This is a genomic window from Candidatus Desulfatibia sp. (assembly GCF_036446775.1).
Taxonomy (GTDB): domain Bacteria; phylum Desulfobacterota; class Desulfobacteria; order Desulfobacterales; family UBA11574; genus Desulfatibia_A.
This window is the reverse complement of the sequence record NZ_JAZFTO010000345.1, coordinates 1-13,254: the sequence shown is the minus strand read 5'-3', so window position 1 is coordinate 13,254 and position 13,254 is coordinate 1. Positions and strand designations below refer to the sequence as shown.

Genomic DNA, 13,254 nt, shown 5'->3' with positions numbered 1-13,254 from the left:
TCCAAACAAGGGCTAAAACTATTTTTTTATTCTTTTGTTTGTTATTTGTTTTTTCGGTCATTGGAATTTATTTGTTATTTGTATTTTGTTATTTGGGATTTCCCCTTTTGGTCATTGTTATTTGTTTGATATTTGTTATTTTGAATTTAAATTTACTCCATTTGAGATAGGTGCACCCCTATGGAGTGAAATCAAAGCCTGGTCCTCTGGGCCTCCGGCTCCGCTTCCAGCCCGTAGGGCCTACAGGCCGGAGGGTAGAGCCTACGCCTCGGAGAGCCAGGATTCTTTACCCTGCCGGTAGCGGTATTATCAGCGATTTGCGCTGCGTTCCCGGGCGATAAGCGCCGCCCCTAACGCCCCGACCGTATCCGGCTCCTCCGGCAGTCGGCAAGATCTTGACTTTTTTATTAAAAAAGGCGTAAACTCAAACAAGCACTTGGTAACTTCTCAATAACCTTGAGGGAAAGGGCTTCAGGGTTTTCTTAAAAGGCAATTTAAGAGATAACGTTGCGAACTATTTAGGAGGTACTTACAGCCATGCGTTCAAAAGTATTAAAGCAGAATATTGAAACCTTGCCCCACCGGGCATTAATGATGTCTGCCGGTCTTAAGAAAGAGGATTTTGATCCGGAAAAGCCGTTTATTGGTGTTGCCAACAGTTATAATAACATTATACCCGGCCATATCCATTTGAATCAACTTGCCCTGGAAGTCAAGCGCGGTATCCGCGATGCCGGCGGTGTGCCCCTGGAATGGGGTGTGCCCGGTGTTTGTGACGGCATCGCCATGTTTGTGGAAATGCGGCTTAGTCTCCCAAGCAGAGAGCATATCGCCGATAATATTGAAATTATGACCCTGTCACACTCCATGGACGGCTGGGTCGGTATAACCGGCTGCGACAAAATTACTCCGGGGATGTTAATGGCGGCGGGACGACTGAATCTGCCCGCAATTATATTAACCGGCGGACCGATGAAGGCCAATATTATCGAGGGACGGAAACACCACCCTATCCAGGGGTTCGGTCTCGTCGGTGAGGTTAAAGCCGGTAAGATGTCGGCCGCGGAGGCTGAAAAACTGCTACCACAAATGGTCTGCGGCGCGGGATCCTGTGTGGGGCTTTATACCGCCAATACCATGGCGGTAGTGGCCGAAGTACTGGGCATGTCGCTGTCAAAATGCAGCACCACTTTAGCCGTGGATCCCCTTAAGAAAAAACAGGCCTATGAATCCGGAAAATCGATTGTGGAACTAGTCAAAAAAGATATTCGTCCAAAAAATATCATGACCGGAAACGCCTTTGCCAACGCCGTCAGGGTAGATATAGCCATGGGAGGTTCCACCAACGCAGTCCTGCATATTCCGGCCATTGCCAGAGAAGCCGGCATAGACGTTGATGCTGCTGTATTTGACAAAATTTCACGAGAAACGCCGAATATTTGCTCGATCATCCCGGCGGGAACTCATGAAATGGCGGATATCGACAGCGCCGGGGGCATTCCGGCTGTTTTGAACCGCTTGCAAGCGATGCTAAAGGACTCACCCACCGTAAACGGGATATCTATACAGCAGATCGCCGGCAAAGCTGAGGCAACAGATGATGATGTGATCAGACCTACGGATAAAGCCTACCATCCCGCAGGCGGCATTGCGGTATTAACCGGTAATATTGCCAACAGCGCCATCATCAAACAGACGGCCGTTGGCAAGGAAATGCTGGTTCACTCAGGACCTGCCAGGGTGTTTTATACGGAAAAGGCTCTGCTGGATGCCATTGAAGCCCAACAAATCAACGAAGATGATGTGGTGGTGCTGCCGTTCCAGGGACCGGCCGGTGCTCCGGGGATGCCCGAAATGTTAACTCCTACCGATGCCCTCAAGGGTGCCGGATATAAAAAGGTAGCTTTAATCACCGACGGTAGATTTTCAGGCGCTACCACAGGGCCTTGCATCGGTCACGTTGAGATGGAGGCCTATAACGGCGGAGCCATCGGCGCTATAAAAGATGGAGATGTTATCGAGATAGACATCCCTAATAGAAAACTGCAAGTTCAACTGAGCGATAAGGAAATTCAAGCGAGGTTAAAGGACGTTGCTGTCCCGGAAAGAAAGCTGACGCCGTTGCTGGATGCCTACAGGCAAAAATATGCCGGCCTTAATTGCTACGGAAAATAAGCTGGAGGCTGTAATGAGAAAAAATAGATTGATATTTGTGCTGATTGGCTTTTACTTCCTGATAGGATGTGCAGCCGGCGAAAAAAAGACGGAAGACAAATTCAAAAAAATCTCTCTTGGAATGAGCAAAAAAGAAGTATCAGCTGCCCTGGGAAAGCCGACGGTTGCAAAAGGTGCCATAAGAAATAAGTACGCTCAAATAATCGAGGTCTGGGAATACACACTGGCTTTGCGTACGGATGAGTCTAAAGGGGCTATGGTCGGAAAAACCGTCCTGACGGTCATAAAGGCCAGTGCCAGCGCCCTTGGAGTTAAGTGGGTAAGAAAAGATTACTGGTTGTATTTTTACGACGACACCCTTGTTCGATGGGGGGAAGTCGGAGATTGGGGCCAAGAGATCGATAGAATATATGAATATAAATTTGATAAAGCGGAGCTAATTAAATGAGCGATCGGGGGTTTTTTAAGGTATCAACAGGCTGGTGATCATCCTAAAACAGTATCCATTGGTTACACTTCCCCAATGATGCAATCTATTCCTCAACCACGCTAACCTCTTTAAATCTTTTCCATAAACCAATATAATTTGACATGCATTTTTAAATTAAAGATAATACCATAATACACCCTCTTTGCTATATGTATCATGGTATCGTATAAAAGCCTTGGGGTTGTGTTATTAGATATCAAGAGACAATCATCTGTCAAATGAAGCCGTGACTCGGTTCTCATTTCGGTCAATTCAAGTATGGGTCAGGACAAATAATCATTAAAAACTAAGGATCCGATAGGCTGGGTTATTGATGCGTTCGTTTTTGCAATGCGGGCAACGACCCGGGCGTGTAAAACGCTTTCGATCTTTAAAAACATAGCCGCACCCCAAACATTGGGAAGGTGTGATCACAAGCTTTTTTCTTTTAGTATTGACAGTACGTCCAATATGAGCAAGATGCTCATACACCTCTTTTTCCCGGATCCTCACGGCCTGGGATAATTCCCTGGCGCTCATCTCCTCTTTTTCCAAAAGCCCGCTCATCTGCTTGCGTATGGTTTGCATGTGTTCCTAAATGTAGGCGTTCACAGGTTCAGAGTTCACCGTTCAGCCTGCGACAAGCTCAGCCGAGTCGGGTTACCTTTCGTAGGCGTTCACAGGTTCAGAGTTCAGAAGTTCAGCCTGCGACGAACTCAGCCGAGTCGGGTTGCTTTTTTTTTGTTAACCTTTACTAACTAGCCCCGAACCTCCTGGCACGACGTAGCTTCAGTGTAGGCGGCTGAACCTATGAACCCTGAACCTGAGAACGGTTACTCCTAAATTTCCTACTTCATAAAACCTAAAACGTTCGTAAAAAAGAAGTTTTTCTTTTTAAGAAACCATCACGATATGATATAAACACCGCGCCTAACACGTCTGATTTTACCTTGCTTAACGGCTCTGTGAACAGCATTGCTGAGTTTTTTGTCGTCAAATCCTGTCTTGGCCTTCAAGGTTGAGATTCCGACCCCCTTTTTATAGCGCCGAACAATTCTGAGGACTGCATCCGTGGTAGTTAAAGCGGCTGTTCTACGGACAACAGGTTTCGGCGGTAATGTTTTCTTTTTTGATACCGCCCCTACAGCTTGAAACCTTTCAAGCTTGTCCATCTGCGCTACGAGCTTTTTGATCTCATTAGATAAGTCCTTTAAGGTCTTTGATATAAATGGCAGAAGCGTCTTTAAGCTCGTTTTCGTCGATCCGTATCCGACCTTCTTTTTTATCAAAACAGGAAGCATGTGCTCTTCTGTGGATTCATAGGTTGTAAATCTTTCCAAGCAGAGCAAACATTCCCGGCGGCGGCGAATGGAAACCCTGTCGCTGGTTAGCCTTGAATCGACCACTTTACTGGTTATACTTACACAATGCGGGCACTCCATATCAGCTTCCTTTTATCTTTTTTCCATAATACCTTACGGGCTGATTTCTTCTTTGAGCAGGCAGCAGGCAATTTTGTATTCGGGCTCACCATTTTTGTTGTAACGTAAATTACCCGGCTGGATAAGCTTGTTCATCACACACCCTTCGGGGATGTTCAGCCCGAAAAAATCGACCTCGTTTATCTTAGGGGTTTTGATAAGCATGTCGTTCTTTAGAACCATGCTGTGTAAGGGAAAGTCTTCACACAAAGGGCACCGGTATACCCTTTTGTTTGGGAAAATGAAATAATTTTCGGCGACGATGCCGGCGCACTCGAAAATCTCATCGGAGCTTAAAAAAACTTTCGGATATGAAACCGTTATACCGAGTCCGGCAATCTTTTGGGCCACATCAGGAATTATCTTTAGCCACTGTGAGCACGAAACCTGAAGTTTTTCCTGTCCGGTTTTATTAGATTCTCCCCGCAGGCCGATAACCTGAATGAAAAAACGATTTACTCCCAGATCTTTAAGCAAAAGCGGGATTTTGTCAAGTTCGTGGATGTTTAGAGTGCTTACCGTGTAGATAAGGCTGGTTGAAAAACCGGTCTGGACGGCTTTGCGGATCCCGGCGATACATTTATCATAAGATTCCTCGCCCCGAATCATATCGTTTGTTTTGCGCGTAGCACCATCTAAGCTGAAACTGAAGTAATCGATCTCGTCGGGAGCGACTTTTGACAGGATATCATGAAAGAGGTATCCATTGGTATCCACGGTAATGGAGCTGTACCCGATCATTTTGGCTGTTTTTACGGCAGCCGGCAGATCAGGATGCATTGTAGGCTCACCGCCCAGGAATATAACATTGGCTGCTTTGTTCTTGCGGGCAAACACCTCGAGCCATGCTTTGATGGTCTCAATCGGCAGCGTCTGTTCGCCGTGCTGTTCTCTGTTGATATAGCAGTGCTGACACTTTAGATTGCACTGAGTTAGAATATGAAAGAAAATGTTTAGGGCGTTTTTTGAAAAGGCTACGGTTTTTTTCATAACGAAACCATACTATATCAAGATTTGAACTGCAACAGCGAGTCCGTCTTCATCGCAACTGAAGTAAAAAATAAATTTACTTTGCCACAAAGACACAAAAAATATTTTATTATTTTTTTCTTCGTGCCTTGGTGCCTTAGTGGCAATGACAGAAAGTTTTGCCGGTTTTTTGGTTGGCGGGGTTGTTGATGACGCCGGGAATTGCTATAGATAGAAAATGAAGTCTTAAGCGCCGTTATTGGAAGCGGCAGCGGAAAGGAGCATTCTTCGCTGTCGAGGCTAATAATGGTGGAAACCTTAGATCGATAAATATCTGACAACTTTCAATAGAGCGTTTTCGCTCAATTGAGGTAATAGATAAGGAGGTAAACTTATAATGAAAACAACTAATCCTCTTGCCAGATTACTGCGAAAATCTCCATTCAAACCGCTTCAGGAGCATATGCGGGTTGTCGCTAAATGTATGGATGAATTCATGCCCTTATTTGAGGCACTCTTCAAAAAGGATCAAAATCGAGTTAAAGAAATTGCCGAGAAAATCGATAAGATTGAAAGTGAGGCCGATGAAATCAAAAATGGAATGCGGCTTAATCTGCCAAAAACCCTTTTTTTGCCGGTCGCCCGTCGCGATCTATTAGTCCTTATATCGGAGCAGGATTCAATCGCAGATTCTGTCGAAAACATCGCCGGCATTCTGATCGTCCGCGAAATGGAGGTTCCGGAAGCAATGCGCGATCTTCTAATGGAACTTATTCAAGCGACAATTGACACCTACAATAAAGCCTTAAAGGTAATCGAAGAACTGGATCAATTGCTGGAAGTTGGTTTTGGAGGTAAATATTCGTCCATCGTTACTGATATGATTGTAGATTTAAAACAAACCGAAGAGCTTACGGATGATTTGGCAAAAGAACTTAACCGGCTTTTATTCTCCATGGAAGACCAGTTGAAACCGGTCTCAGTTATATTGTGGTATAAATTAATTAAGGAAATTGGCGAAGTGGCCAATCATTCGGAAAATGTTGGTGATCGAATCTTGCTATTCCTGGCCCGGTAAAAGAAAGGAAGTCGGAGTGGAAATTATTGCGGCATACGGATCTATCTTCATTATAATTGCAGTTGTTTTCGGACTTTATATGACGTGGGGAGTTGGCGCAAACGATTTGGCAAACGCAATGGGGACCTCGGTAGGAGCAGGCGCGGTGACTGTTAAACAGGCTATTTGTATCGCAGTTGTCTTTGAATTTTTAGGCGCAGTTTTAGCCGGAGGACACGTGACCACAACAATTCGAAAGGGTATCGTTGACCCTTCTTCAATTATTAACGATCCTCAAATTCTTGTTTACGGCATGCTTGCTTCTTTGCTGGCGGCGGCAGTCTGGTTGACGATTGCTTCCGTAAAAGGCTGGCCGGTCTCCACAACGCATTCGATTGTCGGCGCGATTGTGGGCTTTGCCATTGTCGGCATTGGGATTGATGCGGTCAGCTGGGATAAAATTATAAAAGTCGTCGCCAGTTGGATAATCTCACCGCTCGTAGGCGGAACTATCAGCTTTTTTTTGGTCATAAGTATTCGCAAATTAATTTCAAATACGGATAACCCGCTTGGCAATGCAAAAAAATATGCACCCGGCTATCTCTTTCTGGTCGGTTTTGTTATATCGCTGGTAACTTTATTCAAAGGCCTGAAACATCTGAAAATCGATTTGTCTATCTGGGCGAGTTTTCTTGTTGCTGTCTGCATCGGAGGCATTGTTGCTTTTTTGGGCGGGTTATTAATAAGAAGAATTAAATTTGATGAAAATGCTGATAGAAGATCTCACTTTGCCGGTGTTGAAAAAGTATTTACTCCGCTGATGTTATTTACCGCTTGTTCAATGGCTTTTGCCCATGGTTCAAATGATGTGGCCAATGGCATCGGCCCCTTGGCCGCGGTTTTTAGTATTGTTAATTCAGGCGGCGAGGTGATGCAAAAAACGCCGTTACCCCTCTGGATTCTATTAATAGGCGGCGGCGGCATTGTATTGGGCTTAGTTACCTTAGGTTACAGGGTAATGCTGACTGTTGGCAAAAAGATCACCGAACTCACGCCAACTCGCGGTTTCTGTGCAGAATTGGGGGCGGCTGCAACTGTTGTGCTTGCCTCTCGAACCGGAATCCCCGTTTCGACCACACACATATTAGTCGGATCGGTTTTTGGAGTCGGTTTAGCTCGCGGAGTCGGGGCGTTAGACTTACGGGTGGTTTTAAATATCATTATCTCCTGGATAGTCACATTGCCCGCAAGTGGTTTCATGGCTGCTTTTTTCTTTTTCACACTGAAAGGTATCTTTGGTTAGATTCCTGTTAGGCACGGCGCTTAAAAATCCTCTAAGATCGTTGATATATAACGATATATCCGGGCTTATCTTGCTTCTAAAACCAATAACAGATAACACCTGATTCAGTTTTGACTCGATTAGGTTTTCATTTTTTCTTTTGCTGCTGCCGGGCTTTCTGGATTTTGGCCCATGTATCCCGCAGGGTTACCGTACGGTTAAATACCAAAGATTCGTCAGTAGAATCGAACGTATCAACGCAGAAATAGCCGACTCTTTCGAACTGGTAGCAACTGCCCGGAGCCGCACCTGCCAGGCTCGGTTCCAGGCGGCAGTCCCTTAATGTTTCCAGTGAGTTCGTATTGATATAGTCCTTAAACTTTCGGCCGTCTTTTGCTTCCGTCGGGTTCGGCACCGTGAAGAGATTGTCGTACAGGCGTACTTGGGCGTTGATAGCGTGTTCCGCCGAAACCCAGTGCAGGGTTGCTTTAACCTTGCGCCCGTCCGGAGCCGCCCCGCCCCGCGTTGCGGGGTCATAGGTGCAGTGCAGCTCGACGATTTCGCCGGTTTGTTCATCTTTAATCACATCCACACACTTGATAAAATAGGCGTAACGCAGACGCACCTCACGTCCGGGGGCCAGACGGAAGAACTTTTTGGGCGGATCTTCCCGGAAATCTTCCTGTTCGATATAGAGTACCCGTGAAAACGGAACGCTGCGGGTTCCCATGCCGGGATCCTCGGGGTTGTTGATTGCTTCCAGTTCTTCCGTTTGGTTTTCAGGATAGTTGACAATCACTACCCGCAGCGGGCGCAGGACGGCCATCACCCGCGCTGCCCACTTGTTCAGATCTTCACGGATTATGTATTCTAAAAGCGCCATGTCGACGACGCTGTCTCTCCGTGCCACGCCGATGCGTTCGCAAAAGCCGCGGATGGCCTCCGGCGTATAACCCCGCCGCCGCAAACCGCTGAGAGTCGGCATCCTGGGGTCGTCCCACCCGCTGACATGCCCCTCATCCACCAGTTGCACAAGCCTGCGTTTGCTCAAAACAGTGTAGCTGAGATTCAGGCGCGCGAATTCGATCTGCTGTGGGTGACAATCGACGTTGAGTGCGTCCAGCACCCAGTCGTACAGTTGGCGGTTATTCTCAAATTCCAGGGTGCAGAGCGAATGGGTGATGTTTTCGATGGAATCCGAAAGGCAGTGGGTAAAATCGTACATGGGGTAGATGCACCATTTGTCACCCGTGCGGTGATGAGGTACTTTGCGAATCCGAAACAGCGTCGGATCCCGCATGACCATATTAGGTGCCGCCATGTCGATTTTGGCGCGCAGTACATGGGAGCCGTCTGCGAATTCGCCCGCTCGCATACGCTGGAACAGATCCAGGTTTTCCTCAACCGAACGCGTGTGATAAGGACTGTCCCGGCCGGCTTCCGTCAGAGTACCCCGGTACTCTCTGATTTCGTCGGCGCTTAAACTGCAAACATAGGCCTTACCGTCTTTGATGAGCTGTACGGCGTAATCGAAGAGCTGATCAAAGTAGTCGGAGGCGTAAAACAGCCGGTCGTCCCAGTCGAACCCCAGCCAGCGTACGTCTTCCTTTATTGATTCCACATATTCAACCTCTTCCTTGGCAGGGTTGGTATCGTCGAACCGCAGGTTGCAGGTGCCCTTGTACTCGGCGGCCAGACCGAAATTCAGACAGATGGACTTGGCATGTCCGATATGCAGATAGCCGTTGGGCTCCGGCGGAAAACGGGTCGCGACCTTTCCGCCGTGCTTGTTTGATTTTATGTCTTCCTCAATAATATGACGGATAAAATTGGGGGGGACCGTAATATCGGTTTTAGTCATCTTGGCATCTCCCTTAATACTTTCGTAACCGTTCACGGGTTCAAAGGTTCAGGGTTCAGAGGTTTATTCGCCTCGGGCGGGTTCAACGAATAAAGACAACGTTGAATCCCACCAGCGGCGGGAAACCTGTGAACGCATGAAAAAAACAACCCTGAATCTCGCCTGCCGTCGCTCGGAAGGGGTGAACTCTGAGTCTGTGAACCCAACAGAAAGGTAACCCGACTCGGCTGAGCTTGTCGCAGGCTGAACGTTGAACACTGAACCTGTGAACGCATACATGTTTTTATATGGGAAAGGTTACAGGAAGGGGCGATTTTATGTCAACATTTCATTTTACACCAAAGATTCTTGCTCTTTGATTTGAACAGCAAAATTCATCAATCGCCTGCATTCATGTCAAAATTCTGACACAGAAAACCCTTTAATATTAACCATAGCTTTTTGTACCCCCGGCTTACAATCGTCATCAATTATTAACTTAATAAAATCAATTATATACAGTTTTTTTCAGTTGGACAGCTATACACTGAATTAATTGGCACATTATTTGCTGCATAAGTTGAAGGTGATCTATTTTGTTTTAATATTGTATATTAGTTAGCAATAACTACAGGCCATTACAATGTTAATGGACAAGGATATAAATTGTTCCAATTTTCGTGGATTATTGGGCTACTTGAGGAAGCATTATGGCGATGAGGGCGTGCGGCAAACACTCGATGGTTTAGTTGATAATGACAGCTATCTTGTTGCAGATAAAGAAAACCCTTCAAACCTGATACGAGTCCATGAACACCACTTGAATGATTCCGCCTATTGGGTTTCAAATGAATGCTCTCTGGCTTTATTTGCCAATGCTAAAAAAGTTGTGGGCGGTTCTAATGCCCTGGTTAAAGCAGGGGAGAAGGCCGTCATCGAACAGTTTTCCAAAACCATTCTTTTTTTAAGTAGAATATTCAGCACCAAATTTGTTTGTAAACAGCCGGCCAAGATCAATGCTCGGTTTAACAGAACGAAACAGGTAAAGCTTTGTGAATTGACGAATAATTCAGCCGTGTTCGAACTCCATTATTATCCAAATTTTCGGGTTACCAAAGATATCTGCAACTGGAATATGGGAATTTATATAGGCATAGCCAAAATGACAGGTGCTGCGGATGTGAAATGTGAGGAAATCGAATGTGTCGTCGCTGGTGGCGAATATTGCTCTTTCCGTATGACATGGAAGAAAGGGCCCAGCTTTCTAAAACAAATGCTTAGGTGGTTTTTAAAAATTACCAGCAAAGATTTAATAGCTGATTATGAAGAAACGGTTAAAGAAAGAGATCAACTGATAGATAACCTCAAGCAATCAGAAGAGCGATATCGTGCCTTAACCGATCAGTCCTTAACCGGAATATTCATCCATCTAGATGGGGAAATTGTATATGTAAATGATTGTCTGGCGCAAATGCTGAGCTATGCACCCGGGGAAATGACGGGTAAGAAGCTTTGGAATTTTGTACATCACAAAGATCGTAATATGGTCAAAGAGAGAGAGTTGGCCAGGGCCAATGGCATTGATACCACAACCAACTACGAATTTCGCGCCATACAAAAGAGTGGCGAACCAGTGTGGTTCGGCCTTTTTGCCGCAACAATCAACTTCAATGGACAGAGCGCCTGCATGGGAAACGTTATTGATTTAACATCGAAGAAGCAGGCTGAGGAAGAGAGAAAGAAACTTGAAGCCCACATTAAGCAATCTCAGAAGATGGAGGCCATCGGAACTTTAGCCGGAGGGATTGCACACGACTTTAACAACCTGCTGATGGGAATCCAGGGACGCGTTTCTTTAATGACGGCGGATACGGATTCAACCCAGTCCTTTTTAGAACATATCAAAGGAATAGAAGAATATGTTAAAAGTGCATCGGATCTTACCAAGCAGCTTCTGGGCTTTGCAAGAGGCGAAAAATATGAAGTCAAAGCGGCAGATCTAAACGAAATTGTTAAAAAACAAAATCGTATGTTCGGCCGGACTAAGAAAGAGATCACTATGCGTGAAAAGTATGAAAATAATCTTTGGTCTGCAGATGTCGATCAGGGGCAGATAGAACAGGTTCTGTTGAATCTTTATATCAATGCCTGGCAGTCAATGCCTGGAGGAGGAATTTTATCTGTTCAAACAGAAAATGTCATGCTTGATGAAAATCACTCCAAAGCCTTTGAATTCAAGCCGGGTAACTATGCAAAAATTTCGGTTGCCGATACAGGAGTTGGTATGGATGCTGCAACCCGGCAGAGGATCTTTGATCCGTTTTTTACAACCAAGGAAATTAACAGAGGTACTGGATTAGGATTGGCCTCTGTTTATGGTATCATCAAGAATCATGGTGGTTTCATAGATGTTAAGAGTGTAAAGGGTATAGGGGCGGTGTTCGACATTTATCTGCCGGCCTCTGAAAGAGAAGTCATCAAAAAGAAGGAAAAGGAACAAGATATAATAAAAGGGTCGGAAACTGTTCTTTTAGTGGATGATGAGGATATTATAATCGATGTGGGTAAGGAACTACTGGCGACACTTGGATATAGAGCTTTAATAGCCAATAATGGAATGGATGCGATAAAGATTTGTGAAGAAAAAAAGGACCACATTGATATGGTCATCCTTGACATGATTATGCCGGGAATGGACGGTGGCGAGACCTATGACAAACTGAAAAAGGTCAATCCGGATCTAAAAATCCTGCTTTCAAGTGGATATAGCATCCATGGTCAGGCTGCCGAAATACTGGAACGGGGCTGCGATGGTTTTATCCAAAAACCTTTTGATATGAGAAATATGTCGCAAAAAATAAGGGAGATTTTGGATAACAGGTGAAGAACATGAGATTCAGGGGTTCAGGGGCAGCCCCGAAAGGCCGCCCCTATTAGGAGGAAATGATGGGGCACCGGCTAACGCCAGCAGTCTCCACCGCGAGAACCGTAACCCCTCATCCAGCCTCTTCCGGTGTTGGGGGCAATCTTACGGGTCGCGATTAGATGGTTGATTCTTTTTTGATCTAGCTTACTTCTTAGTTCGGAAATTTCCTTTTGCAGTTTGGCAGCCTTCTGTTTGTCCGGGTTTTCCCTGCCCAGCTCTCTACTCAAATCCATTTCTTTATCATCGAGTTTATATCTGAGTTTTTCGGTGTCTTTATAAAAGGCTTCATGTGCTTCTTCGAGTTGTCGGATTTCATCGCGGGTCGAGTCACCCTCATAGCCCCTGTCTGAGCGGTAATCGTCTCTGTATCCTCGCTGGCCGTGGCCCATCATACCGTCGCCCATCATGCCGTGGCCCATGCCGTATCCCATGCCGTATCCGTGGCGGCCGTAGTCCATACCGTATCCTTGATGACCATAACCGCCTTGACCGTATCCCCCGCTCCGGTCGGCAAAGGCGTAGGATCCGAATCCCACAAAAGCAGTAATTGCCAAAATCGCAATTATTTTTCTGGTAAAATTGTTATACATATTTATTCTCCTTTCACATTGGAAATGATAATCGATTTAAAAAAATTATTAATAAGCCCACGCGGCTTGTTATTCATTATAGCAAACTGTGTGCCAGCAACAGGCTTACAATAAAAAAAATACTGCAAAATCTTGAAAAAACAATGTATTTGGCGGCATTTTTTTTCAGGCTAATTATTTTTAAATAGAGAAGATAAAAGAGGGTGGATATAAAGTATTCAGTTTGTCGGGCTTATTAAGGCCGGAATGGTTAAAAAGTATCCATGTTGATGAATTCGTAGAACATGTTAAAGGCGCCAGCCCCAAAATTCGAGAAAGCGGGCGAAATCGCCCATGTCCGAAGCATTGCGGTTCCAGGGCTTCAGGCTGGTGTAAAAGGGATTGCCGGTCTCCTGCCGATCGCCGTAAACTTTATCTGTCCCTATAAAAAAGTCCAGGCTCGGCAGGCTCAGCAAGATTGATTCC

Annotated in this window: 10 protein-coding genes; 5 read left to right on the top strand and 5 right to left on the bottom strand. The window is 45.6% G+C overall.

The window, feature by feature from the left end; genetic code table 11:
- Positions 1-537 precede the first annotated feature (537 nt).
- Both ilvD and V3S16_RS16000 read left to right on the top strand, forming a co-directional pair.
- On the top strand, positions 538-2,175 hold the full coding sequence (gene ilvD / locus V3S16_RS16005) for a dihydroxy-acid dehydratase (protein ID WP_413886737.1): 1,638 nt from the start codon (positions 538-540) through the stop codon (positions 2,173-2,175).
- 13 nt (positions 2,176-2,188) lie between these two features.
- On the top strand, positions 2,189-2,623 hold the full coding sequence (locus V3S16_RS16000) for a hypothetical protein (RefSeq protein ID WP_413886735.1): 435 nt from the start codon (positions 2,189-2,191) through the stop codon (positions 2,621-2,623).
- A gap of 321 nt (positions 2,624-2,944) precedes the next feature.
- Here the strand turns inward: V3S16_RS16000 and V3S16_RS15995 are convergent, their stop codons facing one another.
- The 3 genes from V3S16_RS15995 to V3S16_RS15985 form a co-directional block, all read right to left on the bottom strand.
- Positions 2,945-3,232, bottom strand: a complete 288-nt coding sequence (locus tag V3S16_RS15995) for a transcriptional regulator (protein ID WP_413886733.1) — start codon at positions 3,230-3,232, stop codon at positions 2,945-2,947.
- Between the two features lie 317 nt (positions 3,233-3,549).
- Complete coding sequence (locus V3S16_RS15990) at positions 3,550-4,086, bottom strand: type IV toxin-antitoxin system AbiEi family antitoxin domain-containing protein (protein WP_413886731.1); 537 nt, start codon at positions 4,084-4,086, stop codon at positions 3,550-3,552.
- Positions 4,087-4,119: 33 nt separating this feature from the next.
- Positions 4,120-5,115 carry a radical SAM protein gene (locus V3S16_RS15985; protein WP_413886729.1) on the bottom strand — a complete coding sequence of 332 codons (996 nt, stop codon included), beginning with the start codon at positions 5,113-5,115 and terminating at the stop codon, positions 4,120-4,122.
- 376 nt (positions 5,116-5,491) lie between these two features.
- Here V3S16_RS15985 and V3S16_RS15980 point away from each other — a divergent pair, with 376 nt between their 5' ends.
- Both V3S16_RS15980 and V3S16_RS15975 read left to right on the top strand, forming a co-directional pair.
- Positions 5,492-6,172 (top strand): TIGR00153 family protein, encoded by a 681-nt coding sequence (locus tag V3S16_RS15980; protein WP_413886727.1) that lies wholly within the window; start codon positions 5,492-5,494, stop codon positions 6,170-6,172.
- Between the two features lie 16 nt (positions 6,173-6,188).
- Positions 6,189-7,454, top strand: coding sequence for an inorganic phosphate transporter (locus tag V3S16_RS15975; protein WP_413886725.1), 1,266 nt, complete (start codon positions 6,189-6,191; stop codon positions 7,452-7,454).
- 127 nt (positions 7,455-7,581) lie between these two features.
- Here V3S16_RS15975 and V3S16_RS15970 read toward each other — a convergent pair whose 3' ends face one another.
- Positions 7,582-9,294, bottom strand: coding sequence for a glutamine--tRNA ligase/YqeY domain fusion protein (locus V3S16_RS15970; protein WP_413886723.1), 1,713 nt, complete (start codon positions 9,292-9,294; stop codon positions 7,582-7,584).
- Positions 9,295-9,997: 703 nt separating this feature from the next.
- Between V3S16_RS15970 and V3S16_RS15965 the strand changes: the two genes are divergently transcribed.
- On the top strand, positions 9,998-12,157 hold the full coding sequence (locus V3S16_RS15965) for a PAS domain S-box protein (RefSeq protein ID WP_413886721.1): 2,160 nt from the start codon (positions 9,998-10,000) through the stop codon (positions 12,155-12,157).
- 74 nt (positions 12,158-12,231) lie between these two features.
- On the opposite strand, the gene V3S16_RS15960 is transcribed toward V3S16_RS15965, so the two are convergent.
- Complete coding sequence (locus V3S16_RS15960) at positions 12,232-12,789, bottom strand: periplasmic heavy metal sensor (RefSeq protein WP_413886719.1); 558 nt, start codon at positions 12,787-12,789, stop codon at positions 12,232-12,234.
- Positions 12,790-13,254 lie beyond the last annotated feature (465 nt).